This window comes from Streptomyces sp. NPDC044033, assembly GCF_056434425.1.
On the sequence record NZ_JBWKFF010000008.1, the window covers coordinates 100,237 to 125,470 of the forward strand.

General features: G+C 69.9%; 19 protein-coding genes. 7 read left to right on the forward strand and 12 right to left on the reverse strand.

Features of this window, described 5'->3' with window-relative positions:
• The first annotated feature begins 31 nt into the window (after window positions 1-31).
• Window positions 32-682, forward strand: a complete 651-nt coding sequence (locus AC07AB_RS16560) for an ANTAR domain-containing response regulator (RefSeq protein ID WP_478566590.1) — start codon at window positions 32-34, stop codon at window positions 680-682.
• A gap of 474 nt (window positions 683-1,156) precedes the next feature.
• Here the strand turns inward: AC07AB_RS16560 and AC07AB_RS16565 are convergent, their stop codons facing one another.
• The 9 genes from AC07AB_RS16565 to AC07AB_RS16605 form a co-directional block, all read right to left on the reverse strand.
• The gene (locus tag AC07AB_RS16565) at window positions 1,157-1,873 is read right to left on the reverse strand and encodes an ABC transporter ATP-binding protein (RefSeq protein ID WP_478566593.1); all 717 of its coding nucleotides are present in this window, start codon (window positions 1,871-1,873) and stop codon (window positions 1,157-1,159) included.
• Entirely contained in the window at window positions 1,870-2,745 is an 876-nt protein-coding gene (locus tag AC07AB_RS16570; RefSeq protein WP_478566596.1) for an ABC transporter ATP-binding protein, read from the reverse strand. The genes AC07AB_RS16565 and AC07AB_RS16570 overlap by 4 nt, the downstream gene beginning before the upstream one ends.
• Before the next feature lie 5 nt (window positions 2,746-2,750).
• The gene (locus AC07AB_RS16575; RefSeq protein ID WP_478566599.1) at window positions 2,751-4,580 is read right to left on the reverse strand and encodes a branched-chain amino acid ABC transporter permease; all 1,830 of its coding nucleotides are present in this window, start codon (window positions 4,578-4,580) and stop codon (window positions 2,751-2,753) included.
• A gap of 5 nt (window positions 4,581-4,585) precedes the next feature.
• Complete coding sequence (locus AC07AB_RS16580; RefSeq protein ID WP_478566602.1) at window positions 4,586-5,518, reverse strand: branched-chain amino acid ABC transporter permease; 933 nt, start codon at window positions 5,516-5,518, stop codon at window positions 4,586-4,588.
• Window positions 5,519-5,612: 94 nt separating this feature from the next.
• Window positions 5,613-6,842 (reverse strand): branched-chain amino acid ABC transporter substrate-binding protein, encoded by a 1,230-nt coding sequence (locus AC07AB_RS16585; RefSeq protein ID WP_478566604.1) that lies wholly within the window; start codon window positions 6,840-6,842, stop codon window positions 5,613-5,615.
• A 283-nt stretch (window positions 6,843-7,125) separates the two neighbouring features.
• Entirely contained in the window at window positions 7,126-7,722 is a 597-nt protein-coding gene (locus tag AC07AB_RS16590) for a Tat pathway signal sequence domain protein (RefSeq protein WP_478566607.1), read from the reverse strand.
• A 40-nt stretch (window positions 7,723-7,762) separates the two neighbouring features.
• Window positions 7,763-8,188 carry a hypothetical protein gene (locus AC07AB_RS16595; RefSeq protein ID WP_478566610.1) on the reverse strand — a complete coding sequence of 142 codons (426 nt, stop codon included), beginning with the start codon at window positions 8,186-8,188 and terminating at the stop codon, window positions 7,763-7,765.
• A 151-nt stretch (window positions 8,189-8,339) separates the two neighbouring features.
• A complete protein-coding gene (locus tag AC07AB_RS16600; RefSeq protein WP_478566613.1) occupies window positions 8,340-8,834 on the reverse strand; it encodes a PaaI family thioesterase in 495 nt (164 codons plus the stop codon).
• Window positions 8,835-8,915: 81 nt separating this feature from the next.
• Entirely contained in the window at window positions 8,916-11,243 is a 2,328-nt protein-coding gene (locus AC07AB_RS16605) for an FdhF/YdeP family oxidoreductase (protein ID WP_478566616.1), read from the reverse strand.
• 207 nt (window positions 11,244-11,450) lie between these two features.
• Here AC07AB_RS16605 and polA point away from each other — a divergent pair, with 207 nt between their 5' ends.
• The 4 genes from polA (at window position 11,451) to pgfA (ending at window position 17,512) form a co-directional block, all read left to right on the forward strand.
• A complete protein-coding gene (polA, locus tag AC07AB_RS16610) occupies window positions 11,451-14,111 on the forward strand; it encodes a DNA polymerase I (protein WP_478567121.1) in 2,661 nt (886 codons plus the stop codon).
• A gap of 177 nt (window positions 14,112-14,288) precedes the next feature.
• Window positions 14,289-16,127 (forward strand): lytic transglycosylase domain-containing protein, encoded by a 1,839-nt coding sequence (locus tag AC07AB_RS16615; RefSeq protein WP_478566619.1) that lies wholly within the window; start codon window positions 14,289-14,291, stop codon window positions 16,125-16,127.
• Window positions 16,128-16,283: 156 nt separating this feature from the next.
• Window positions 16,284-16,418, forward strand: coding sequence for an SPW_0924 family protein (locus tag AC07AB_RS16620; RefSeq protein WP_478566622.1), 135 nt, complete (start codon window positions 16,284-16,286; stop codon window positions 16,416-16,418).
• A gap of 98 nt (window positions 16,419-16,516) precedes the next feature.
• Complete coding sequence (gene pgfA, locus AC07AB_RS16625; RefSeq protein ID WP_478566625.1) at window positions 16,517-17,512, forward strand: cell envelope lipid trafficking protein PgfA; 996 nt, start codon at window positions 16,517-16,519, stop codon at window positions 17,510-17,512.
• On the opposite strand, the gene AC07AB_RS16630 is transcribed toward pgfA, so the two are convergent.
• Window positions 17,513-20,128 carry an ATP-dependent RNA helicase gene (locus AC07AB_RS16630; protein ID WP_478566628.1) on the reverse strand — a complete coding sequence of 872 codons (2,616 nt, stop codon included), beginning with the start codon at window positions 20,126-20,128 and terminating at the stop codon, window positions 17,513-17,515.
• 114 nt (window positions 20,129-20,242) lie between these two features.
• Entirely contained in the window at window positions 20,243-21,046 is an 804-nt protein-coding gene (locus AC07AB_RS16635; protein WP_478566631.1) for a class I SAM-dependent methyltransferase, read from the reverse strand.
• A gap of 352 nt (window positions 21,047-21,398) precedes the next feature.
• Here AC07AB_RS16635 and rpsA point away from each other — a divergent pair, with 352 nt between their 5' ends.
• Window positions 21,399-22,916, forward strand: a complete 1,518-nt coding sequence (rpsA, locus tag AC07AB_RS16640) for a 30S ribosomal protein S1 (RefSeq protein WP_478566634.1) — start codon at window positions 21,399-21,401, stop codon at window positions 22,914-22,916.
• Between the two features lie 112 nt (window positions 22,917-23,028).
• Here rpsA and AC07AB_RS16645 read toward each other — a convergent pair whose 3' ends face one another.
• Window positions 23,029-24,036 (reverse strand): right-handed parallel beta-helix repeat-containing protein, encoded by a 1,008-nt coding sequence (locus tag AC07AB_RS16645; protein ID WP_478566637.1) that lies wholly within the window; start codon window positions 24,034-24,036, stop codon window positions 23,029-23,031.
• 233 nt (window positions 24,037-24,269) lie between these two features.
• Between AC07AB_RS16645 and AC07AB_RS16650 the strand changes: the two genes are divergently transcribed.
• Window positions 24,270-25,214, forward strand: coding sequence for a PAC2 family protein (locus AC07AB_RS16650; protein WP_478566640.1), 945 nt, complete (start codon window positions 24,270-24,272; stop codon window positions 25,212-25,214).
• Window positions 25,215-25,234 lie beyond the last annotated feature (20 nt).

The following is a 25,234-nucleotide window of genomic DNA, read 5'->3' on the forward strand; positions in this document are numbered from 1 at the left end:
GGGCACCGCCCTGTCTGGAACGAGGAGTCCCGTGACCGCCGCCGAGCCCCAGCCGCACGCCGACGACGAGCAGTCGCACGTCCCCCCGCTGACGACCCGCGTCGTCATCGCGGAGGACGAGGCCCTGATCCGGCTCGATCTCAAAGAGATGCTTGAGGAAGAGGGCTACAGCGTCGTCGGCGAAGCCGGCGATGGCGAGACCGCCGTCGACCTGGCCCGGGAGCACAAGCCCGATCTCGTCATCCTCGATGTGAAGATGCCTGTACTCGATGGGATCTCGGCCGCGGAGCGGATCGCCGCGGAGTCCATCGCGCCCGTACTGATGCTCACGGCCTTCTCGCAGCGCGAGCTGGTGGAGCGGGCGCGGGACGCCGGGGCGATGGCGTATCTGGTGAAGCCGTTCAGCAAGAGCGACGTGGTGCCGGCCATCGAGATGGCAGTTTCGCGGTTCACGGAGCTGCGGGCGCTGGAGCGGGAGGTCGCGGACCTTTCGCAACGGCTGGAGACGCGCAAGCTGGTGGACCGGGCGAAGAGCGTGCTGCAGACGCAGTACGGGCTGACGGAGCCGGCGGCGTTCCGGTGGATTCAGAAGACGTCGATGGATCGCAGGCTCTCGATGCAGCAGGTGGCTGAGGCCGTGATCGAGGATGCCGAGGAGAAGAAGGCGTCCAAGGGGGAGTAGGGCCTCCGTTCCGTCGCCGCCGGCAGGGCCACGCATGCGGCTGACTCTGGTTGCCCGGCCGGAGCGGCGGTCATGATCTCGGCGATGCCGCCGCGATCGCACGCCGGCCGCGGGTGAGGTCTGGCGGCGAGCAGGTAGCAGGCGATCGAGCTCGCGTTTGGGCTCCGTTGCCGTTTGGCCGCAGTCCTCGCTGAGGATGATGGCGGCGTGCCTGGTCCGTACTGGCCGCCCGGTCGGACTGGGGCATGCCCGGCTGATGGCATTGCCGCCCGGCTTGGCCGCTGCCGCGCCGGCCGATCCGGCGGGTGTCCTGCTCGGCGTGCTGGCCTCGGCGCTGTCGAGGTGGCCGGTACCGGTATCCGAGCGGACGCGCACGAGCGGTCGCTGTGGACCCGTGCGGTCTGGCCTTGTGACGTGCTGGGCGCGATGCGCGCTGTGGGTGGTGGCTGTCCCCGTTCGGTGTGGTTCCGGTGTTCAGTCTTCGCCCAGGTATGCCTTGCGTACGGATTCGTCGTGGAGGAGGTGGTCGCCGGTGCCGGAGAGGGCGATGGTGCCGACTTCCATGACGTGGCCGTAGTCGGCCAAGGAGAGGGCGGCTTGGGCGTTCTGTTCGACGAGGAGGATGGTGGTGCCGGTCGCTTTGAGTTCTGCGATTGTTTCCATGATTTTCTGCATCATGATGGGGGAGAGCCCCATGGATGGCTCGTCGAGCATGAGGAGTTTGGGGCGGGACATGAGGGCGCGGCCCATGGCGAGCATTTGTTGTTCGCCGCCGGAGAGGGTGCCGGCCGCTTGTTTGCGGCGTTCGCCGAGTATGGGGAAGAGTTCGTAGGCGCGTTCGGTGTCCTTGTTGATTTCGGTGGGGTTTTTTCTGAGGAATGCGCCGAGTTGAAGGTTTTCGGCGACGGAGAGTCGGGGGAAGATGCGGCGGCCTTCGGGGGAGTGGGCCAGGCCGCGGGCGACGATTTGGTGGGCGGGTGTTCCGGTGAGTGGTCGGCCGTCGAAGTTGATGGTGCCGCTGAGGGGGGTGAGGAGGCCGGAGATGGTGCGTAGGGTGGTGGTTTTTCCGGCTCCGTTGGTGCCGATGAGGGTGACTATTTGGCCTGTGTCGACGGTGAAGGATATTCCTTTTACGGCTTGGATTTTGCCGTAGGCGACTTTGAGGTCGTCCACTTCGAGGAGTGGGGTCACTGTTCTTCCTCCGTGTGGGCGCCGGTTTCCGGTGGTGCGGGTGTCGCTGCTTCGGCGGCTTCGACTTCTGCTAGTTCTTCGGCTCCGGGGGCGCCTTCGAAGGGGGTTCCGAGGTAGGCGGCGATGACGCGTTCGTCGGCTTGTACGACGTCGGTTGTGCCTTCGGTGAGTTTTTCGCCTTGGACGAGGACGGCGACGCGGTCGCAGAGGTTGAAGATGAAGCGCATGTCGTGCTCGATGACGAGGACTGCGGTGCCTTGGTCGCGGATGGCGAAGACGAGTTGTTGGGTGGTGCGGGTTTCTTGGGGGTTCATTCCGGCGGTGGGTTCGTCGAGGAGGAGTAGGCCGGGGTCGCCGGCGAGGGCGCGGGCGATTTCGAGTTTTCGTTGTTCGCCGTAGGGGAGGTTGCGGGCGAGGTGGTCGGCTTTGGGGGTGAGGCCGGTGAATTCGAGGAGTTCTTGGGCTCGTTGGGTGGAGGCGGCTTCGGCGCGGTGGAAGGAGGGGCCGCGGAGCAGTGCGGAGAAGAGTCCTTCTTTGGTTCGGGTGTGGTGGCCGACGAGGACGTTTTCGAGGACGGTCATGTTGGCGAAGAGGCGGATGTTCTGGAAGGTGCGGGAGATTCCTGCTTTGGCGACGAGGTGGGGTTTTGGGGGGAGGGTGGTGTTTTTGTAGGTGACTTTTCCGCTGGTGGGTATGTAGAGGCCGGTCAGGCAGTTGAAGAAGGTGGTTTTTCCGGCTCCGTTGGGGCCGATGAGTCCGACGATTTCGCGTGGGTGGACGGTGAGGTCGACGGCGCGTACGGCGGTGAGTCCGCCGAAGCGCATGGTGACGCCGGTGGCGGTCAGGACGGGGGTGTCGGTGGTGGTCGTCATGGCTTTCACGCCTCTGCCTTGGTGACGCCGACGGTGCCGGGTGGTAGGTCGCGGTTGGGGGTGTCGAGTTGGCCGGTGTCGTGGTATTCGAGCTGCTGGCGGCGGTTGGGGATGATTCCTTCGGGGCGTAGCCGCATGAGGAGGATGAGTGCGATGCCGAAGGCGAGGAGTTGGTAGTCCTGGAGGAATTGGAGTTTGGCGGGGATGAGGTAGAGGAGTGCGGCGCCGAGGAGGGGGCCGCTGATGGTGCCCATTCCGCCGAGGATGACGGCGGCGAGGAGGAAGGCGGAGTTGGGGGGTACGGGGCCGGCGAAGACGTATTGCTCGGGGACGACGGTGGAGGTGACGTGGGCTTGGACGGTGCCGGCGAGTCCGGCGAGGGTGGCGCCGAGGGCGAAGGCGAGGAGTTTGAGGCGGAAGCTGTTGATTCCGCTGGCGGTGGCGGCGGTTTCGTCTTCGCGGATGGCTATCCAGGCGCGGCCTATGCGGGAGTTTCCGGCGCGGCTGAAGACGAGGACGACGAGGATGGTGATGAGGAGCATGAGGAGGTAGTAGTTGGCGAAGGGGGTGAGGGTGATTCCGGCGATGTTGTGGGGGGTGTCGAATGAGTAGCCGAAGACGACGAGGTCGGGGATGTTGGGGATGCCGTTCGGTCCGTTGGTGACGGATGGTCCGGAGTTTCCGTCGAGGTTTCCGACGGTGATGCGGAAGATTTCTCCGAATCCGAGGGTGACGATGGCGAGGTAGTCGCCGCGTAGTCGCAGGGTGGGGGCGCCGATGATGACGCCGAAGATGAGTGAGGCGGCGGTGCCGGTGAGGGCGGCGGCCCAGAAGGGGAAGTGGATATTGAAGGTGGAGGCGGTGGAGCCGGAGACGAGGGCGGCGGTGTAGGCGCCGACGCCGAGGAATGCGACGTAGCCGAGGTCGAGTAGGCCGGCGAGGCCGACGACGACGTTGAGGCCGAGGGCGACGGTGGCGAAGATGAGGATGTTGACGGCGATGAGGGTGTATTGGTCGGTGTTCTGGGTGAAGGGGAATGCTGCTGCGGCGGTGAATGCGCCGATGGTGGTGATGTTGCGGTGTTTGTTGGTGAGGGTGGTGAGTCGGGCGATGAGGCCGGCTTTGAAGAGTGCGATGGCGGCGAAGACGACGAGGATGAGGAAGCCGGTGAAGAGTTCGCCGTATTCGGTGTCGATGCCGTAGGTGGTGATGTAGAGGGCGAGGCCGAATGAGGCGGCGATGATGAGGATTTCGGCCCAGGCGGGGAGGGGGCGGGTGGGGCGTAGAGGGCGGGGGGTGTGGCCGGGGCGTACGGTCCGGTAGATGCCGTGGAGGGTGGCGCCGAGGGGTCCGGTGTGGAGTCGGCCGTGTTGGGGGAGTGAGGCGGCGGTGCGTCGGTCGATGGGCAGGGCGAGGGCGCCGAGGAGGGTGGCGAGGGTGGCGGCGGCGGCTGTGTAGCCGCCGGGTTCGAGGTTGGCGAGGCCGCCGAGTTGGTCGGCGATGGTGATGAGGGTGTACCAGGTGGTGGCGAGGGTTCCGGCGGCGAGGTAGGCGGTGGCGTTGTTGCCGCCTGCGGGGGTGAGCCAGGTGAGGCCGGGGGTTTTCCAGGCGGAGAGGGTGAAGGCGAGGGTGAGGGCGCCTCCGACGAGGGTGAGGATTTGGAGGCCGCCGGGGTAGCCGGTGACGGTGAGGTTGCCGGGGAATTCGGTGGTCCAGGTCCAGGCGAGGAACGTGGAGAGGATGGTGAGGGCTGCTCCGGCGGTGGTGAGGGCGCGGGCGGTGGTGGTGGGGAGGGGGATGACGGGGGTGGTTTCGGTGTGGGTAGGTGTGGTCATCGCTGTCACGCCCGATCCGCTACGCGTTCGCCGAGGAGTCCTTGTGGCCGTAGGAGGAGCACGGCGATGAGGAGTACGAAGGCCCAGACGTTGGCCCAGCTGCCGCCGCCGAGTTGTTGCATGCCGGGGATGTCCTGGACGTAGGTGATGGTGAGGGCTTCGGCGAGGCCGAGGACGACGCCGCCGAGCATGGCTCCGTAGATGTTGCCGATGCCGCCGAGTACGGCGGCGGTGAAGGCTTTGAGGCCGAGGATGAAGCCCATGAGGACTTCGACTTGTCCGATGCGCAGTCCGTAGGCGACGCCTGCGACGCCGGCGAAGCCGCCGCCGATGGCGAAGGCGAGGACGATGATGCGGTCGGTGTTGATGCCCATGAGTTGTGCGGTGTCGGGGTCTTGGGCGGTGGCTTGCATGGCGCGGCCGGTGCGGCTGTTGGCGATGAAGAGTCCGAGGGCGATCATGCAGACGGGGGCGGCGACGAGGACGAAGATGTCGTTGCGCTGGAGGTGGAGGTTGCTGGCGAGTTCGAAGGAGTTGCCGCTGATCTGGGGGAAGCTGCGGGCTTTTTTGGCGTCGGGGTAGAAGCTCCAGACGATTTGCTGGAGGGCGAGGGAGAGTCCGATCGCGGTGATCAGTGGGGCGAGTCGGGGTGCGTTGCGCAGGGGGCGGTAGGCGAAGCGTTCGGCGGCGGTGGCGACGGCGACGGAGGCGATGACGGCGCCGATGAGCATGAGGGGGATGGCGGCGGCGAGGGGGGTGCTGCTGGGGAGCCAGAGCCAGATGGTGAGGGCGCCGAAGCCGCCGATCATGACGATCTCGCCGTGGGCGAAGTTGATGAGTTGGACGATGCCGTAGACCATGGTGTAGCCGATGGCGATCAGCCCGTAGGTGGCGCCGAGGGCCAGGCCGGTGATCAGTGTCTGGGGTAGTTCGTGCACCGCGGGGCCTCCGCTGGGGGTGTCGGATGTGACGCCGCGCGGGGGCGCTGGTGGCGCCCTCGCGCGGGGGTGCTGTGGCGGGGCGGTGCGGTGGTCATTCCTTGAACGTGGCGCTCTTCACGGTCGTCCATGTGCCGTTTTTGACGGTGTAGACGGTGAGTTGTTTGTTGGTGGTGTCTCCGTACTGGTCGAAGGAGACTTTGCCGGTGACACCTTGGAAGGAGACTTGGGACATGGCGTCGACGACTTTGGTGCGGGCGTTGGTCGGGAGTTTTCCGTTGTTGTCGGCGACGACTTTTTTGACGGATTGGATGATGGCCCAGGCGGCGTCGTAGGAGTATCCGCCGTATGCGGCGTAGGGGTCGTTGTATTTTTGGGCGGTGTAGTCCTTGATGAAGTTTTTGGCGGAGTCGAGTTGCTGTACGGGGTAGCCGACGGAGGTGGCCAGGTCTCCGTTGTTGGTGCCGCCTGCTGCTTTGATGAAGGCGGGGTCGTAGATGCCGTCGCCGCCCATGACGGGTACGTTGGCGCCGGCGCGTTTGGTCTGGCCGGAGAGGAGGCCGCCTTCGGGGTATTGGCCGCCGAAGTAGACGGAGTCGGCGCCTGAGTTCTTGATTTTGTTGGCGGTGCTGGAGAAGTCGGTTTCCTTGGTGGTGAGGTGGTCGGTGCCGACTACTTGTCCGCCGAGGCGTTTGAATTCTTGGCTGAAGATGGTGGCGAGGCCGGCGCCGTAGGTCTGTTTGTCGTCGACGACGAAGGCTTTGCGTTTTTTGGCGTCGTTGTAGAGGTATTGGGCGGCGAAGCGGCCTTGGATGATGTCGGTGGTGGCGGTGCGGAAGTAGGTTTTGAAGGGGCGGGTTTTCTTTCCTTGGCCCCACTGGTCGCCCTGGCTGAGGGCGGGGTTGGTGTTGGCGGGGGAGACCTGGGTGAGGTTGGCGTTGGCGAAGACGCGCTGCATCGACTGGGAGACGCCGGAGTTGAGGGGGCCGACGGCGCCGAGGACGCTGGTGTCGGCGGCGAGTTTGGTGGCGTTCTGCTGGCCGGAGGCGGGGACGGCCTGGTCGTCGAGGGATTCGATCTTGAAGGTCACGCCTTTGACTTCGTTGTTCTTGTTGGCGGTTTTGACGGCGAGGTCGACGGAGTTCTTGATTCCTTGGCCGAGCGCGGAGAGGGAGCCGGTCAGCGGGGCGTCGACGCCGATGGTGACGGTGGTCTTCTTGCCGTCGTCGCTGCCCTTGGTGTCGTCGCGGGATCCGCAGGCGCTCAGGGTGAGGGCCCCTGTGGTGAGCGTGGTGGTGAGGATGAGCAAGGAACGGTGTCGCACGTCGATTCCTTTCCCTGGCGCGGCCTCCTCTGCTGAGGTGCCGTATCGCTCGCCGGGCGGATGTGGAATGTGCGGTGCTTGAAGGTGCGAGCCGCCCGGCGGGGTGGTGACTGGCCGTGACTATAAGGGTGTGCGGCGGGATGGGGCAGTGGTGCGGTCCATGCTGTGACTGTCTTGTTATGACGCGGATCACTGTTTGGGCTTTATGTAGCAGCTCTAAGCGGATAGTTGGTGCAGATCATGACTTCTTCGTTGATCTGGATCACCTGATTCCGCAGTTCTGTTAAGGAGTCGGGCGGGATGTGGCCGGTGGCGGGTCGCAGATGGCGCGGAGCGATGACGAGAGGTCGCGGGCGTAGCTTTCGCCGAGGAGGAAGCTCTGGCTCTGAATGGCGCGAATGCTACGGAGTGTTATGTCGAGGAAGGGGAGTTCCACGCCGCGCGGCAGGCCGGCGCAGTGGTTGACCGTTGAGTTGACGGTGACGGGCCGGTGGGTGGTGGCGCGAAGGGTGAAGGGCGGGCGGGGCCGGGTGGTGATGGTGATGCCCGGGTAGGGCTGGGTGATGGATTCGACGGTCACGGCGGGGCCGGTGGTGACGGTGATCCGGAGCTGGTAGGTGAAGGTGCGCCGTGTGCGGTCGGGTGGGGTGGTGCGGCCGGTGTAGGTGATCTCCGTGGCTTGGTTGGGCCGGGGCGGTGGCGGCGGCGCCTGCCGGGTGGCGTGGAGGTAACCGCCCGCGGCGGCGAGGGCGCAGGCGACGGTGAGGGCGAGGGCGGGGAGGGTGGCCCGGTGTCCGTACCGGCGGCGCGGGGTGGGGCGGGGGTGTTCGTCGGCGGGGGTCGTGCCGCTGCCGGCTTCGACGGGGCCGATGCCGCTCATTGTGTGCTCGCCGGGGGCCTCGGCCGGGCGCGGGGTGCGGTCATGTCGGCGGGCGCCAGTTCTCGGAGCTGCGGGTCGCGCCGTTCGCGGCGGTGCAGCGCTGTTCGGCCTGGTGCTGGATCAGCCGGTGTGCGGCGGCGGGGCCGTGGGCGTCGCGTTCGGCGTGTGCGGCGTGCACGATGTCGTCGTAGATCGTGCGCTGGTCGTTGGAGAGCCCCTTCTGCTCCCAGTCGAGGCCGGCCCCTTTGCCGCCGGTGAGTTCCTGCTGGGCCCAGTAGGCGATGAGGCGGGTGCATGCCTGGACGGGGGACATGGTGGGTGCGGCGCTGGGGGTGGCGGCGGTGGTCGCGTGGCGGGGCGTGGAGTCCTGTCCGTCGCAGCCGCCGAGTGCGAGGGTGAGGGTGGCGGCGAGCGCCAGTGCGCGGGCGGCGGTGCGCCGTGCGGGGGTGTGGGGCGGGGCCCTCATGGGGGAACGGTAGGGCTGCCCCGCGGGGGTGGGAAGTGGGCGCGGCGGCTTCGGGCCGCCGCTTGTGGCCTGCGGTGCCGGGGTGTTCCGGGGAGGCTGTTGGGGAGGAGCCGGGCTGTGAGGGGGCGTCGGGTCCGGGCTCCTCCCGTCGTCAGCGGTCGGCCGCGGTGCCGGGTTCGGTGTTCGTGGTGGGGGGTGCGTCGCGGAGCAGGCAGGTGAGGCGGGCGGTGCAGACGCGCTTGTCGTTTTCGTCGGTGATGACGATTTCGTAGGTGGCGGTGGAGCGGCCGCGGTGTACGGGGGTGGCGACGCCGGTGACGAGTCCGGAGCGGGCGCTGCGGTGGTGGGTGCAGTTGAGGTCGACGCCGACGGCGATCTTGGTGGGGCCGCCGTGCAGCATCGAGCCGACGGAGCCGAGGGTTTCGGCGAGTACGGCGGAGGCGCCGCCGTGCAGCAGGCCGTAGGGCTGGGTGTTGCCTTCGACGGGCATGGTGGCGACCACGCGCTCGGGGGAGGCGTGGACGATTTGCACGCTCATGCGGTCGCCGAGGTGTCCGGCGGTCATCATCAGGGACAGGTCGAGGCCGCTGTCGGCCCACCGGTCCAGGACTTCTTGTGGGAACGTGGTCCGGCTCTGTTCGCCCATGGGGTCGCGGCTCCGATCGTCCTTGGTCGTTGATGCGGCAACGGTCTTGCCGGAAGTCTTACCAGGCGGCCCGGTGGGTGTTCAGGCCGGGTCCTGGCGGCCGGGGCCGGTGCCGGGGTCGGGGCCGGGTGCGGGCGGGGTGGGCTCCAGCCGTATCACCACGGATTTCGAGGCGGGGGTGTTGCTGGTGTCGGCGGTGTGGTCCAGGGGGACCAGGACGTTGGTCTCGGGGTAGTAGGCGGCGGCGCAGCCGCGTGCGGTGGGGTAGTGCACGATCCGGAAGCCGGGGGCGCGCCGTTCGGTGCCGTCCGTCCATTCGCTGACGAGGTCGGCGTACGAGCCGTCGGCGAGGTTGAGGGCGTTGGCGTCGTCGGGGTGGACGAGGACGACGCGGCGGCCGTTCTTGATGCCTCGGTAACGGTCGTCGAGGCCGTAGATGGTGGTGTTGTACTGGTCGTGGGAGCGGAGGGTCTGCAGGAGCAGCCGGCCTTCGGGCACCTTGGGGTATTCGACGGGGGAGGCGGTGAAGTTGGCTTTTCCGGTGGCGGTGGGGAAGCGGCGGTCGTCGCGTGGGGCGTGCGGCAGGGTGAAGCCGCCGGGCCGCGCGACTTTGGCGTTGAAGTCCTCGAAGCCGGGGATGACGGCGGCTACGCGGTCGCGGATCGTCCCGTAGTCCTTTTCGAACTCTTCCCATGGGGTGCGGCTGTGGGGGCCCAGGACGCTCCGTGCCAGGCGGCTGACGATGGCGGGCTCGGAGAGCAGGTGGGGGCCGGCGGGCTCCAGCCGGCCGCGGGAGGCGTGGACCATGCCCATGGAGTCCTCGACGGTGACGAACTGGTCGCCGCCGCTCTGGGTGTCGCGTTCGGTGCGGCCCAGGGTGGGGAGGATGAGGGCGCGGGCGCCGGTCACCGTGTGGGAGCGGTTGAGTTTGGTCGACACGTGGACGGTGAGGCGGGCGCGGCGCATCGCGGCTTCGGTGACGTCGGTGTCGGGGGTGGCGGAGACGAAGTTGCCGCCCATGGCGAAGAAGACCTTGGCGTCGCCGTCGCGGAGTGCGCGGATGGCCCGTACGACGTCGAGGCCGTGGGCGCGGGGCGGTGCGAAGCCGAATTCCTTTTGGAGGGCGTCGAGGAAGGCGGGGCTGGGGCGTTCGAAGATGCCCATGGTGCGGTCGCCTTGGACGTTGCTGTGGCCGCGTACGGGGCAGACGCCGGCGCCGGGGCGGCCGATGTCGCCGCGCAGCAGGAGGAAGTTGACGACTTCCTGGATGGTGGGCACGGAGTGTTTGTGCTGGGTGAGGCCCATGGCCCAGCAGACGATGGTGCGCCGGGAGTCGAGGACCATGCGCAGCATGCGTTCGATCTCGGTGCGTTCGAGGCCGGTGGCCTGGAGGGTTTCGTCCCAGTCGGCGGTGCGGGCCGCTCGGGCGAACTCCTCGAAGCCGTGGGTGTGTTCGTCGACGAAGTCCTGGTCGACGGCGCCCTCGGTGTCGAGGATGAGTTTGTTGAGGGCTCGGAAGAGGGCTTGGTCGCCGCCGAGGCGGATCTGGAGGAAGAGGTCGGTGAGCGAGGTGCCGTTGCCGGCGAGGCCGCGTGCCTTCTGGGGGTTCTTGAAGCGTTCCAGGCCGGCTTCGGGCAGCGGATTGACCGAAATGATCTTCGCGCCGCTCTGCTTGGCCTTCTCCAGGGCGGAGAGCATGCGGGGGTGGTTGGTGCCGGGGTTCTGTCCGGCGACGATGATCAGGTCGGCTTTGTAGAGGTCTTCGAGGAGGACGCTGCCCTTGCCGATGCCGATGGTCTCCGTGAGGGCGGAGCCGGAGGACTCGTGGCACATGTTGGAGCAGTCGGGCAGGTTGTTGGTGCCGAATTCGCGGGCGAAGAGCTGGTAGAGGAAGGCGGCTTCGTTGCTGGTGCGCCCGGAGGTGTAGAAGACGGCCTCGTCGGGGGAGTCCAGGGCGGTGAGTTCCTCGGTGATGATGTCGAAGGCCCGCTCCCAGGGCACGGGCTCGTAGCGCTCGGCGCCCTCGGCGAGGTACATGGGCTGGGTGAGGCGGCCCTGCTGGCCGAGCCAGTACCCGCTGCGGGTGGCGAGGTCGGCCACGGGGTGGGCGGCGAAGAAGTCGGGGGTGACGCGGCGCAGCGTGGCTTCCTCGGCGACGGCCTTCGCGCCGTTCTCGCAGAATTCGGCTTTGTGCCGGTGGTCGGGCTCGGGCCAGGCGCAGCCGGGGCAGTCGAAGCCGTCCTTCTGGTTGACCTTGAGGAGGGTGAGGGCGGTGCGGCGCACGCCCATCTGCTGCCGGGCCATGAGCAGTGAGTGGGCGACGGCCGGCAGCCCGGCGGCGGAGTGCTGTGGCGCGGTGACGTCGGGTGCGTCCTGGACCGGATCTCCTGCGGGCGGTTTGCCTGCCATGTCGGCTCCCCTTCGGCGGTGTGCCTGCGACCTTGGTGCTGCTTAGATCCTGACACGCGGGGCTGACAGCGACGGTGCCGAGGTCGTGTGCGGCGGGGATTGTCAGTGGGGCGTGGCAGGATCGGGGGCGTGGCAGCAAAGGCATCGAAGACGAGCGCAACGACCGGCACCGAGGCAGCGGGGGGAGGGCGGCCCCGCCTGCTCCTGATGGACGGGCACTCCATGGCGTACCGGGCGTTCTTCGCGCTGCCCGTGGAGAATTTCACGACCTCGACGGGCCAGCCGACGAACGCGGTGTACGGCTTCGCGTCGATGCTGGCGAACACGTTGCGCGACGAGGCGCCTACGCATTTCGCGGTGGCGTTCGACGTGTCGCGCAAGACGTGGCGGTCGGAGGAGTTCCCCGAGTACAAGGCGAACCGTTCGAAGACCCCGGATGAGTTCAAGGGTCAGGTCGAACTGATCGGGGAGATGCTCGACACGATGAGCGCGAAGCGGTTCGCGGTGGAGGGCTTCGAGGCCGACGACGTCATCGCGACGCTCGCGAAGCAGGCGACGGCGGAGGGGTTCGAGGTGTCGATCGTCACGGGCGACCGTGACTCCTTCCAGCTGGTCACCGACGATGTGACGGTGCTGTATCCGACGAAGGGCGTCTCGGAGCTGACGCGCTACACGCCGGAGAAGGTGGTGGAGAAGTACGGGCTCACGCCCCAGCAGTATCCGGACTTCGCGGCGCTGCGCGGCGACCCGTCGGACAATCTGCCGGGTATCCCGGGGGTGGGCGAGAAGACCGCCGCGAAGTGGATCAACCAGTTCGGTTCGTTCGCCGAGCTGGTGGAGCGGGCGGACGAGGTCAAGGGCAAGGCCGGGCAGAATCTCCGCGACCACCTGGAGTCCGTGAAGCTCAACCGCCGGCTGACGGAGATGGTCCTCGATGTGGAGCTGCCGTGCGGGCCGCTGGAGCTGGCCCGCGAGCCGTACGACCGGCAGGCGCTGACGGTCTTCCTGGAGGGCCTCGAAATCCGTAACGCGGGTCTTCGGGACCGGCTGCTGGCGGTGGACCCGGGCACCGCGGAGGCGGCGGAGGCGGCCCCGGAGGTTGGCGTCGAGCTGGACGGTTCGGTGCTGGGCGCGGGCGGGCTCGCGCCGTGGCTGGCGGAGCACGGTTCGCATCCGCTGGGGCTGGCGACGGTGCACGCCTGGGCGCTGGGCAGCGGCAGCGTCAGCGAGATCGCGCTGGCCGCGGCGCAGGGCCCGGCCGCCTGGTTCGATCCGTCGCAGCTCGACGAGGCGGACGAGAAGGCGTTCGCGGCGTGGGTGTCCGACGAGTCCAAGCCGAAGGTGATGCACGACGCCAAGGCAGTGATGCGGGTCTTCGCGGAGCACGGCTGGCCGGTCGCGGGCGTGCGGATGGACACGGCGCTCGCCGCGTACCTCGTCAAGCCGGGCCGGCGGTCCTTCGCGCTGGACGCGCTGTCCGTGGAGTACCTGGGCCGTGAGCTGCCGACGGCGGCGGCCGACAGCGGGCAGCTCGCCTTCGGCGCCGACGAACAGGCTGAGGCGGACGCGCTGATGGGCCACGCCCGTACGGTCCTCGATCTGGGCGAGGCGTTCACCGGCAGGCTGCGGGAGGTGGGCGCCGCCGGGCTGCTGACGGACATGGAGCTGCCGACGAGCGCGCTGCTGGCCCGGATGGAGCGGGCGGGCATCGCCGCGGACCGGGACTGGCTGGAGCGGATGGAGCAGCAGTTCGCCGGGGCCGTGCAGCAGGCGGTCCAGGAGGCGCACGCCGCGGCGGGGCACGAGTTCAATGTGGGGTCGACCAAGCAGCTGCAGGAGGTCCTCTTCGGGGAGCTGGCACTGCCCAAGACGAAGAAGACCAAGACCGGGTACACCACGGACGCGGATGCCCTGGCCTGGCTCGCGGGGCAGACCGAGAACGAACTCCCGGTGATCATGCTGCGCCACCGTGAGCAGTCCAAGCTGCGCTCGACGGTCGAGGGGCTGATCAAGGCCATCTCGCCCGGCGGCGGTCGCATCCACACGACGTTCAACCAGACGGTGGCGGCCACGGGCCGGCTCTCGTCCACCGATCCGAACCTCCAGAACATCCCGGTGCGCACGGACGAGGGGCGGGCGATCCGCCGCGGCTTCGTCGTCGGCGAGGGCTATGAGTCGCTGCTGACCGCCGACTACAGCCAGATCGAGCTGCGGGTGATGGCGCACCTCTCCGAGGACGAGGGGCTGCTGGAGGCGTTCACCTCCGGGGAGGACCTGCACACCACGGTCGCCTCGCAGGTCTTCGGCGTCGCCAAGTCCGAGGTCGACCCCGAGATGCGCCGCAAGATCAAGGCCATGTCGTACGGGCTGGCGTACGGCCTGTCGGCGTTCGGCCTGTCCCAGCAGCTGGGGATCGCCCCGGACGAGGCGCGCCGGCTGATGGACACGTTCTTCGAGCGGTTCGGCGGGGTGCGCGACTACCTCCAGCACGTCGTCGAGGAGGCGCGGGCAACGGGGTACACCCAGACGATTCTCGGCCGCCGCCGCTACCTCCCCGATCTGAACAGCGACAACCGCCAGCGCCGGGAGATGGCGGAGCGCATGGCGCTCAACGCGCCGATCCAGGGCACCGCCGCGGACATCGTCAAGATCGCGATGCTCCGGGTGGACGCGGCCATCGCGGCCGCGGGGCTGGCCTCCCGGATGCTGCTCCAGGTACACGACGAAATCGTGCTGGAGATCGCCCCGGGCGAGCGCGACAGCGTCGAGGAACTGGTCCGCCGCGAGATGGCCGGAGCGGTCGAACTGCGGGCTCCGCTGGATGTGTCGGTGGGCGTCGGAGCGGATTGGGAATCCGCCGCGCACTGACCGTTCCCGGTACGGACCGTGCCGCCCGTACCCCACTCCGTGAGTGGGGTACGGGCGGCCATCGCAGCGGCTCATCAAGGCCGGGTCGAGTCTGTGGCTGAGGGCAGGAAGTTGCCGTAGTGTCACCTGCGTTGACACGCGGGGGAGCGCCGCATCGCCCACGGAGGGGACAGACGGATGGCAGCGAAGTTCGGTCGGCGACTGCGCAGGGGGGCCGCGACGACCGCGGTCGCCGCGGCGGCGATGGCCGCGATGACGGCCTCCCAGGCCCCCGGGTTCGCCGTGTCCCGCACGGACCCGGCCACGGAGGCGACGCCGCCTCCCGGCCCACCGGCCGACGGCGGTTCGCCCTACCACACGGACCTGCCGCCCCTGAACACCCCGAACAAGCCGGGCACTTCGCCCGGCTCGTCGGCCGGTTCGGGCACGGGCACGCCGGAGTCCGGCATACCCGCGACCGTTCTGGACGCCTATAAGAAGGCCGAGTCGACCCTGGGGACCGCCAAGCCCGGCTGCAACCTGCCCTGGGAACTGCTGGCCGCGATCGGCAAGGTCGAGTCGGGCCACGCCCATGGCGGCGCGGTCGACGAGGCCGGCACGACCCTTCAGCCGATCCTCGGCCCGGTCCTCGACGGCAAGGGCTTCGCGCTGATCAAGGACACCGACGGCGGCAAGTACGACGGCGACTCGCAGTACGACCGCGCGGTCGGCCCGATGCAGTTCATCCCCTCGACATGGGCGATATGGGGCAAGGACGGCAACGGCGACGGGATCAAGGACCCCAACAACATCTACGACGCGGCGCTCACCACGGGGTATTACCTGTGCGGGGTGGGCGGCGATCTGTCGGACGGCGCCAAGATGGATCTCGCGATCCTCGGCTACAACCACTCGACGGACTATCTGAACACGGTCCGCACCTGGTACGAGTACTACCGCAAGGGCACGCACGGGGTGCCCGACGGCACCGGCGAACTCCCCAAGCTCCCGAAGGCCACCCCGACCCCCGGCACGGGCGGCGGCACGGCCAAGGGCGCCGGCAAGGACCTCCCCGGTACGGGCAAGGGCGCGGGCGCCGGCAAGGGCGGCGCCGGGGGGCACGGCAAGAGCCCCTCGCCCTCGCACCTCCCGCCGAAGACCGGCCACGGCGGCATCGAGGTGCCGTCCAAGCCCTCGCCCGAACCCAAGCCGAAGCCCCCCACGACGCCTCCCACGAAGCCCCCGACGACCCCGCCCACCACGCCCGCCCAGCCCGCCGGCCTCGACTCCGTCGGCGCGCGCGAGCTGACGGCCACGGCGGGCGCCGACTTCACCGAGCGGCCCCGGGTCAAGGCCAAGGACAAGGCGGGCAAGCCGCTCGCCGGGGTGCGCGTCCAGTACGAGATCGTCGGCAGGACCAAGGCGCGGTTCCCGGGCGACGCGACCCGCGCCTCCGTGGTCACCGGCCGCGACGGCACCGCGACCGCCCCGAAGCTCCGCGCGGGCGAGCAGACCGGCGCGTTCACCGTACGGGCCACCGTTCCCGGGCAGAACGTGTCCGCGGTCGACTTCGCGGCGACCGTCACCGCCCGCCCCGTACCCACCCCGAAGGCCGACACGCTGGTTCGTACGGGCACCGGGCCCCTCACGGCCGAGGCCGGCAGCTCCTTCGCCGGGCACATCGGCGTCAAGGCGACGTACCGGGGCAAGCTCGCGGCGGGCGTGCCCGTGACCGCGACGATGGTCGCACCCGGCCCCGGCAAGCCCGCCGAGAACGACAAGGGCCCGTACTTCAAGGCGCCCGAGAACTCGGGCGGCAAGGGCTCCGACGCCGGTGCCGGAGCCAACGGCAAGGACAAGGGCGTCGACAAGCCGATCCGCGCCCTCTCCGGCCTCAAGACGGACGCGAGCGGCGTCCTCACGCTCCCGGAGATCTTCACCGATGGCCACACCGGCACCTTCCAGCTCCGCCTCACCACCGCCGACGGCGCGGCCCTGACCATCGAGCTGACCGTCACCGCACCCGCGGCCCACTGACCCACCGGGGCGCGCCGCCGCCCCTCGCACGTGCCCGCCCTGTGCCGCCCGGTTCCGAGCCGGGCGGCACAGGGCGGTGCAACGTGTTCTCATCTCAGCCCCCCGTTGCTACGGTGCCCCAGCCCTGACGCCACATCAGCAACTGGGAGGCCGAGCATGCGCGCACTCATCGCCGCGGCCATCGGACTGATCGCCGCCCTCGGGCTCGTCCTCGCCATCACCGCCATCGGACCGCCCAGCGGCGAAACCTCCCCCAAACCCCTGATGACCACCATCCCCGAACACCCCTGAGGGAGGGACGTACCGCCATGCGCCGCGCTGTGCCACCCGGGGAAGACCGGGAAGCCCCACCCCCCGGCCCCCCGGCCGAACCCCGCACCCGCGGCGGGATGCGCCGCAGGGCCAGTCTCGTGCTGCTCGCCCTGGCCGTCTTCTGCGCCGCCCTCTCGCCACTGATGCGCTGGTACGCCTTCCCGCGGCTCGCGAAGGTCCCGCCCAGCCAGTACCAGTCGGTCGTCATGGAGGCCAAGGACGCCGATCTGATCGACTACAACAAGATGGAGGCCAGAAAGGTCTCCAAGGTCGACATCGTGCAGACCCTCAAGGGCAACGTCGAGCAGGCCAAGAAGGTCAAGGACGCCACCGGCCGCGACGTCGTCGTCTGGGACACCCTCAGCTACATCGTCGGCCCCGACGGCAAGATGGTCTCCCGGATCCCCGAGCGCTACGTCTTCGACGCCCACAGCCAGGAGCCCGTCCACGCGGGCGGCGAGAGCGTGGACGGCACCCCGGTGCGCCGCGACGGCATCGAGTACAAGTGGCCCTTCCTCACCGAGAAGCGCGACTACCAGTACTTCGACATGCAGACCCGCACCTCCGCGCCCATCCACTACGGGGGCACCCGGACCTTCCACGGCCTGAAGGTCTACTACTTCGAGCAGACCATCCCGTGGACCAAGGTCCCACTGCCCCAGAAGATGCCGCTGGGCGTCACACCGAAGGTCGTCGAACAGACCGGCCTGGAGCGCTGGTACAGCACCAAGCGGATGTTCTGGGTCGACCCCGTCACCGGGGCCCCCGTCAACGGCGAGGAGCTCCACAAAGAGGAGATGCGCTGGATCGGCCACCCCGAGAAGAAGCCGATCACCGCCTTCGCCGGGCATGTGAAGATGCGGCCGGACTACGTCGAGTCCACCGTCGAACTGGTCAAGTCCCAGCGGACGCTCGTCCTGCTGCTCACCAGCTACCTCCCGTGGGGCCTCCTCGGACTGGGCGGCGTCCTCCTCGCGCTCTCCCTCGTCCTCGAAGCCCGCTCCCGCCGCCCGGGCTCCGGCGCCACCCCGGCCGAGGCCCCGGCACCGGACCCCGAACCCGTGCCCGCCTGATCAGCGCCGCGCGTTCGTGCGGCGCGTCGGAGCCGCGGCCGCCGGGTCCTCGGGCCAGGGGTGCCGGGGGTAGCGGCCGCGCAACTCGGCCCGCACGGACCGGTACCCCTCCTTCCAGAAGGACGCCAGATCGGCGGTGACGGCCGCCGGGCGGCCGGCCGGCGACAGCAGATGTACGAGCAGGGGCACTCGGCCACCCGCGATCCGCGGCGCCTCCTGCCAGCCGAAGAGCTCTTGCAGCTTCGCCGCCAGCACCGGTTGATCGCCGCCGTAGTCCACACGGACCCGCGAACCGCTCGGCACCTCGATCCGCTCAGGGGCCAGCTCGTCGAAGCGAGCGGCGTCCCCGGTCGCCCACGGCAGCAGCCGGGCGAGCGCCTTCGCGGCGTCCACACGCTCCAAACCGGCCCGCTTCTGCGCGCGATCGAGTTCAAACCCCAGCCAGTCATCGATACGGTCCAACAGCGCCGCATCGCTCACGTCCGGCCACGGCGCCCCCAACTCCCGGTGCAGAAAGGCCAACCGCTCGCGCAGCACGGCCCCGTCGGCCGTCCAGCGCAGCAGCCCCAGCCCCTCCCGCCGCAACCCCTCCAGCAGCGCCGACCGCACGCGCGCGGGATCCGGAGCCGACAACCGCCGCTCGCCCAGCTCGATCGCCCCCAGCCGCTCCACCCGGCGCGCCACGACATCCCGCCGCTCCTCGCTCCAGCCGACCTCCTCGCTCTCCTCCCACAGAGCGGCAGCGGCCCTGCGGGCCGTGTGCTCGTCGATCACGGCGGCGAGCCGCACCCGCGCGGACACCGCCGCCACCGGCCGATCGGCGACGGCGATCGCGAGCCACGCCGCGCTGCGCGTCCGCGACCCGTCGCCGAGCTCCGCACCGGTGCCCGACGCCATCAGATACGCGCCCGCGCCCCGCGCCCGGGCCACCCGCTCCGGGAACGCGAGAGCCGCCACGAGACCGGCGGCCACGTCATCGCTGCCGAGGGCCGCTGCCGCGCCGGACCTGTCCGTACGCGCGCCGGCGTCCGTACGCGCGCTCGCGTCCCCGCCCGGCCCCGCGGCCGCCCCGGGGCCCTCCGGCGGTCGGCCCCGGGGCGGCCTGTCGCGGAGCGCGCCCTCCAGGCGGCGGGCCTCCACGCGCCAGCGCGCGCCATAGCCGTCCCCGCCACGGCGGGCGGCCCGCCACGCGCCCGCCAGGTCGTCGCCGTACTCGCGCGGCGGTTCCTCGCTCAGCAGCGCCACCACCTCCGCGGCCCGGCGCGCGCCGATCTCCGCAGCGCCGTCCAGAAGCGCCCGCGCGAGCCGGGGATGCAGCCCCAGCCGGGCCATCCGCACGCCCCGCCGCGTGGCGCGGCCGTCCGCCCCCACCGCGCCGATGGCGGTCAGCACGTCCCGGGCGGCGGCCAGCGCGCCGGCCGGCGGCGGGTCGAGCAGGGCGAGCCCCGACGCGTCCGGCGCGCCCCAGCAGGCGGCCTGCAGCGCGAACGCCGTCAGGTCCGCGACCGTGATCTCCGGGGCCGGGAAACGCGGCAGCCGCGCGTCGTCGGCCTCCGCCCAGCAGCGGTAGACGGCACCCGGCGCCTCACGCCCGGCCCGCCCGGCCCGCTGCCGCGCGGCGGCCCGGGAGGCCCGTACGGTCGTGAGCGCGCTCAGCCCCCGGGCGTGGTCCGTGCGGGGCTCACGGGCCAGCCCCGCGTCCACCACGACCCGCACCCCCGGCACCGTGAGGCTCGACTCCGCGACCGAGGTCGCCAGCACCACCCGCCGCCCGGTGCCGCCCGCGAGAACCGCGTCCTGCACGGCGGCCGGCGCACGGCCGTGCACCTGCAACACCTCGGCGCCCAGCGCTTCCGCGCCGCCCAGCAGCCCGGCGACCCGGCCGATCTCGCCGACGCCCGGCAGGAAGCACAGCACGTCCCCGCCCCGCTCGCGCAGCGCCCGGCGCACCACCGCGGCGACGTGCTCCAACAGGGCCGGGTCCACCCGCATGCCGTGCGGTGGCCGCACCGGGCGCGGCGGTGGCGCCCAGACGGTCTCCACGGGGTGCGAGACGCCCTCGGCCGTCACGACGGGCGCGTCGCCGAGCAGCCGTGCCCAGCCCTCCGCGTCCGTCGTCGCGGACGCCGCCACCAGGCGCAGCTCGGGCCGGAGCGCGGCCCGTACGTCCAGCAGGAAGGCGGCGGTGGTGTCGGCGTCGAGGTGCCGTTCATGGCACTCGTCGAGCACGACGGCGTCGACGCCCGCCAACTCCTGGTCGCGTTGCAGTCGTTGCAGCAGCACACCCGTCGTCACCACCTCGACGACGGTGCGCCGCCCCGCCGTGCGCTCGCCGCGCACGGTGAACCCGACCCGCTCGCCGACGTTCTCGCCCAGCAGCCAGGCCATCCGGCGGGCGGCGGCCCGGGCCGCGATCCGGCGCGGTTCGGCGACGATCACCCGGCGCGCGGGCCCGTCCCCGACCAGCCCGGCGAGCACCAGCGGCACCAGGGTCGTCTTGCCGGTGCCGGGCGGCGCGCAGAGCACCGCCACCCCGTGCTCGTCCAGGGCCCGGGTCAGGGCGGGCACCGCGGTGCGTACGGGCAGTCGGTCGAGCGCGTCAGTGCGGATGGTCACCGGTTCATCTTCGCAGCGACCCCGCGCGGCGCCGGGCGCCTGTGGACAACCGCCCGTACGGCCGGGGCAACCGCCGCGGCCGGGGCGGCGGGGCGGGCCGCCCGTACGGCCGGGTCAGTCGCGCTCGCAGATGAAGATGGCCGTCCCGGGGATGAGGTTTCCGCGCAGCGGGGACCAGCCGCCCCATTCCTGGCTGTTCCACGCCGGCCACTCCGGCTCGACCAGGTCGACCAGGCGGAAGCCGCCGGCCACCACGTCCCGCACCCGGTCGCCCATGGTCCGGTGGTGTTCCACGTAGACGGCGCGGCCGTCCTCTTCCTGTTCCACATAGGGCGTGCGGTCGAAGTACGAGGCGGCGACGGAGAGCCCTTCCGGTCCTGGTTCGTCCGGGAACGCCCACCGGACGGGGTGGGTGACGGAGAAGACCCAGCGGCCTCCGGGCCGCAGCACTCGCCGTACCTCGCGCATCACGCGTACCGGGTCGGAGACGAAGGGGACGGCTCCGTAGGCCGAGCACGCGAGGTCGAACGACTCGTCGGGGAACGGCAGCGCCCCGGCGTCGGCCTCCACCACGGGGAACGCGGAGCCGATGCGCAGCGCGTGCTGCAACTGCCGGTGCGAGAGGTCGAGCGCCACCGGGCGCGCGCCCTGTGCGGCCAGCCAGCGGGAGCACTGCGCCGCGCCTGCCCCGATCTCCAGGACGTCGCGGCCCTTCAGGCCGGCGGCCGGGCCGAGCAGCTCGGCCTCGGCCTCGTCCAGTCCCTCCGGGCCCCACACGAACCGGTCGTCGCCCAGGAACCCACCGTGATCGAGTTGGTACTCGTCGGCGTTCCGGTCCCACCAGCCGCGGTTGGCCCGGCTGCTCTCGGTCTCCCCGGCGGCGCGTCGGGTAGCCTCCGGCTCATGCTCTTGGATCATCGTGACGCCCGTCGTACCCTTCGTTCGGGCCGATGGCCGCGGTGCGCGGCACGACCCTTGTGGCCTCGCTGAACATGAGTTGTGCCAGGTATGGGGTGTTCTGTCCTGGGTGTGCGCCTTCGCGCATTGACCGTGCCCGGCTGCCCCCGTATGCTACAAGTTGCGCTGCGGGCCTGCGCACCTCAGACAGAGCAGGTCGCGCTCGCACTTGTTGTATGTCCCCTCGGTTGCCGAGGCGTTCCGGGATTTTCCGGAGGTGCGCTTCTAAGGCTGTCCGGCTTCGGCAGTGCGACACCGGCTCACGGCGTAGCAGTACCTACGACTCACTGTCCGTACCGGAGCCCTTTCCCACATGACGAGCAGCACCGAGACCACCGCCACCACCCCGCAGGTTGCGGTCAACGACATCGGTAACGAGGAAGCTTTCCTCGCCGCGATCGACGAGACGATCAAGTACTTCAACGACGGCGACATCGTCGACGGCGTCATCGTGAAGGTCGACCGGGACGAGGTCCTGCTCGACATCGGTTACAAGACCGAAGGCGTCATCCCTTCCCGCGAGCTTTCGATCAAGCACGACGTCGACCCGAACGAGGTCGTCAAGGTCGGCGACGAGATCGAGGCCCTTGTTCTCCAGAAGGAGGACAAGGAAGGTCGACTCATCCTGTCCAAGAAGCGCGCTCAGTACGAGCGTGCCTGGGGCACGATCGAGAAGATCAAGGAAGAGGACGGGATCGTCACCGGTACCGTCATCGAGGTCGTCAAGGGTGGTCTCATCCTCGACATCGGCCTCCGTGGCTTCCTGCCGGCGTCTCTCGTCGAGATGCGCCGCGTCCGCGACCTCCAGCCCTACGTGGGCAAGGAGCTCGAAGCCAAGATCATCGAGCTGGACAAGAACCGCAACAACGTGGTCCTGTCCCGCCGTGCCTGGCTTGAGCAGACCCAGAGCGAGGTCCGCCAGACCTTCCTCACGACCCTGCAGAAGGGCCAGGTCCGCTCCGGCGTCGTTTCCTCGATCGTCAACTTCGGTGCGTTCGTGGACCTCGGCGGCGTCGACGGTCTGGTGCACGTCTCCGAGCTCTCCTGGAAGCACATCGACCACCCCTCCGAGGTTGTCGAGGTCGGCCAGGAGGTCACCGTCGAGGTTCTCGACGTGGACATGGACCGCGAGCGCGTGTCCCTGTCGCTCAAGGCGACGCAGGAAGACCCGTGGCAGCAGTTCGCCCGGACCCACCAGATCGGTCAGGTCGTCCCGGGTAAGGTCACCAAGCTCGTTCCGTTCGGTGCGTTCGTGCGCGTCGACGAGGGCATCGAGGGCCTGGTCCACATCTCCGAGCTGGCCGAGCGCCACGTGGAGATCCCGGAGCAGGTCGTCCAGGTCAACGACGAGATCTTCGTCAAGGTCATCGACATCGACCTGGAGCGCCGTCGCATCAGCCTCTCGCTGAAGCAGGCCAACGAGTCCTTCGGCGGCGACCCGTCCGTGGTCGAGTTCGACCCGACCCTGTACGGCATGGCCGCGTCCTACGACGACCAGGGCAACTACATCTACCCCGAGGGCTTCGACCCCGAGGCCAACGACTGGCTTGAGGGCTACGAGCAGCAGCGCGAGGCCTGGGAGACCCAGTACGCCGAGGCGCAGCAGCGCTTCGAGCAGCACCAGGCCCAGGTCATCAAGTCCCGCGAGGCCGACGAGCAGGCCGCGGCCGAGGGTGCTGCGGCTCCCGCCGCCGGCAGCGCCAGCACGGGTGGCGGCAGCAACGTCTCCGGTGGCTCGTACTCCTCGGAGTCGGCGGACAACTCCGGCGCCCTGGCGTCGGACGAGGCCCTGGCCGCGCTTCGCGAGAAGCTGGCCGGTGGTCAGAGCTGACACTCTGCTCTGCGGTCGGTCGTAGTGGCTGACTGAAGTAAGGCCCGCTCCCCCATGGGGAGCGGGCCTTACTCATGTAACGGGGCGCGTGGCGGAGAGCGTCCCTCGTGGCTCAGCCGCCGGAGGTGACCTTGATGTTGGTCAGCCCCTTGCCGCCGGAGACGGAGTTGCTCGCGTACACGGTGGCCTTGCAACTGCTCGCGTCGTAATTGGTGACGTTGACGGCGAGCCGCGAAGAGCCCTTGGCGCCGTTCAGATCGGACGTGTTGCCGCGGAAGACGGCCCCGCAGCCCCAGCCGGACTGCTGGGTGTGGGTCTGGTAGCCGTCGTTGCTGGTGTGCTTGCCCGTGTTGTTCTCGACGAGCACGCCGTTGCCCTTCACATCGACCCAGGAGTCGTCGTAGTTGGCGTTGCTGAGCCCGCTTCCGTCGAAGGCGTTGCCGGAGATCCTCGCCCCGGTGGTGCCTTCCTTGATGTCGACGTTCTCGCCGCGGACGTCCGGGCCGATGGTGTTGGACTGGATCACTATGTTGTCGCTCTTGTCGGAGAGCCCGCCGGCCGAGCCTATGTAGACGCCCTCGCCCATGCCCTGGCCGTCCTTGCCGGTGTCGTAGATCTTCGAGTTCTTGACGACGCCGTCGCGGCTGGATTTGCGGAAGTGCACGCCCTCCATGTCGAGTCCGTGGACGGTCGCCGAGTCGATGGCGACGCCGTCCGCGCCGTCCATCATGATCCCCTTCTGGCCGCCGGTGACGGTGATGCCTTTGACCGTCCAGTACGAGGCCCCGTCGAGGTGGAGCCCGTAGCCGCCGCCGGCCGTGAGTACGGCCCTCGGCGAACCGGTGAGCGTGATGCGCGAGGACGCGGAGCCGTGGACGGTGGTCTTGAAGTTCCCGTTGTACGTGCCGTCGGCGAGCCGGATCGTGTCGCCGGGCCCGGCGGCGGCGAGGGCGGACTTGAGCTGGGCCGCGGTGGAGACGGAGATCACGGACGAGTGGGAGGCGGAGGACGGGACGTGACCGGCGGCCGGGGCGCCGTTCGCGGCCGACGCGGGGGCCACGAGGCCGCCGGCGGCGAGCAGAGCGGCGGTGGGGGCCATCAGGAGCGGTCTGGCACGCATCCGAAATCCTTTCCTGTATGTGAACGAGGGGCGTGGATATGAACCCGTGCAGCGGTTCGCGAACCTAGGGCCTGCCTGACGCAGCGTCAACCCAGCGGGACGCATGCGCGATACACCGGAACGGGCCGCGCCCGTACCAGGGACTCCGCCTCAACTCCCGCTACCGGCAAGCGGGAATGGCCGACCGGTACCCGGTGTTCTTCAAGACGGATACACAAGGAGGAGCGGTCACTGTGCTGGAACCGCAGGGTTTGTACGAATGGGAGCCCAAGGGGCTCGCCGTAGCCGACCTGGCCCTCGCCCAGGACTCGGCGGGACTGGTCATGCTCTACCACTTCGATGGCTACATCGACGCCGGCGAGACCGGCGATCAGATCGTGGAGCGGCTCCTGGACGGGCTGCCGCATCAGGTCGTCGCCCGCTTCGACCACGACCGGCTCGTCGACTACCGGGCCCGCCGTCCTCTGCTCACCTTCCAGCGCAACCGCTGGACCGCGTACGAGACGCCCCGGATCGAGCTGCACCTGGTGCAGGACGCCACCGGCGCGCCGTTCCTGCTGCTGGCCGGCCCCGAGCCGGACGTCGAGTGGGAGCGGTTCGCGGCGGCCGTGCGCGAGATGGTCGAGCGGCTCGGCGTACGGCTGTCGGTCAACTTCCACGGCATCCCCATGGGCGTCCCCCACACGCGCCCCGTAGGCGTCACGCCGCACGGCAACCGCACGGACCTCATGCCCGGCCACGCCGCTTTCTTCGATGAGGCGCAGGTCCCCGGCAGCGCGGAGGCGCTCGTCGAATACCGTCTCGCGGAGGCCGGCCACGACGTGCTCGGCGTGGCGGCCCACGTCCCGCACTATGTGGCCCGCTCCTCCTACCCCGATGCCGCCCTCACCGCGCTGGAGGCGGTCACCGCCGCCACCGGGCTCGTCCTGCCGAGCGCCGCGCACTCGCTGCGCACCGAGGCGCTGCGCACGCAGGAGGAGATCGAGCGGCAGATCGGCGAGGGCGACGAGGACCTCGTCGCGCTGGTACGGGGCCTTGAGCACCAGTACGACGCGGTGGCGGGCTCCGAGGCGCGCGGCAACCTCGTGGCGGAGCCCGTGGAACTGCCCTCCGCTGACGAACTCGGCGCGGAATTCGAGCGTTTCCTCGCCGACCGCGAGGGCGACGCGGGCCAGTGACCTCCGGCCGGATAGCGTGG

What these genes read in the sequence shown, in the direction of transcription:
- AC07AB_RS16635 (WP_478566631.1), bottom strand. Translation starts at nt 21,046, where the DNA reads ATGATCCAAGAGCATGAGCCGGAGGCTACCCGACGCGCCGCCGGGGAG.
- polA (WP_478567121.1), top strand. Translation starts at nt 11,451, where the DNA reads ATGGACGGGCACTCCATGGCGTACCGGGCGTTCTTCGCGCTGCCCGTG.
- AC07AB_RS16590 (WP_478566607.1), bottom strand. Translation starts at nt 7,722, where the DNA reads ATGAGCGGCATCGGCCCCGTCGAAGCCGGCAGCGGCACGACCCCCGCC.
- rpsA (WP_478566634.1), top strand. Translation starts at nt 21,399, where the DNA reads ATGACGAGCAGCACCGAGACCACCGCCACCACCCCGCAGGTTGCGGTC.
- AC07AB_RS16570 (WP_478566596.1), bottom strand. Translation starts at nt 2,745, where the DNA reads ATGACGACCACCACCGACACCCCCGTCCTGACCGCCACCGGCGTCACC.
- pgfA (WP_478566625.1), top strand. Translation starts at nt 16,517, where the DNA reads ATGCGCCGCAGGGCCAGTCTCGTGCTGCTCGCCCTGGCCGTCTTCTGC.
- AC07AB_RS16605 (WP_478566616.1), bottom strand. Translation starts at nt 11,243, where the DNA reads ATGGCAGGCAAACCGCCCGCAGGAGATCCGGTCCAGGACGCACCCGAC.
- AC07AB_RS16575 (WP_478566599.1), bottom strand. Translation starts at nt 4,580, where the DNA reads ATGACCACACCTACCCACACCGAAACCACCCCCGTCATCCCCCTCCCC.
- AC07AB_RS16615 (WP_478566619.1), top strand. Translation starts at nt 14,289, where the DNA reads ATGGCAGCGAAGTTCGGTCGGCGACTGCGCAGGGGGGCCGCGACGACC.
- AC07AB_RS16595 (WP_478566610.1), bottom strand. Translation starts at nt 8,188, where the DNA reads ATGAGGGCCCCGCCCCACACCCCCGCACGGCGCACCGCCGCCCGCGCA.
- AC07AB_RS16645 (WP_478566637.1), bottom strand. Translation starts at nt 24,036, where the DNA reads ATGCGTGCCAGACCGCTCCTGATGGCCCCCACCGCCGCTCTGCTCGCC.
- AC07AB_RS16620 (WP_478566622.1), top strand. Translation starts at nt 16,284, where the DNA reads ATGCGCGCACTCATCGCCGCGGCCATCGGACTGATCGCCGCCCTCGGG.
- AC07AB_RS16600 (WP_478566613.1), bottom strand. Translation starts at nt 8,834, where the DNA reads ATGGGCGAACAGAGCCGGACCACGTTCCCACAAGAAGTCCTGGACCGG.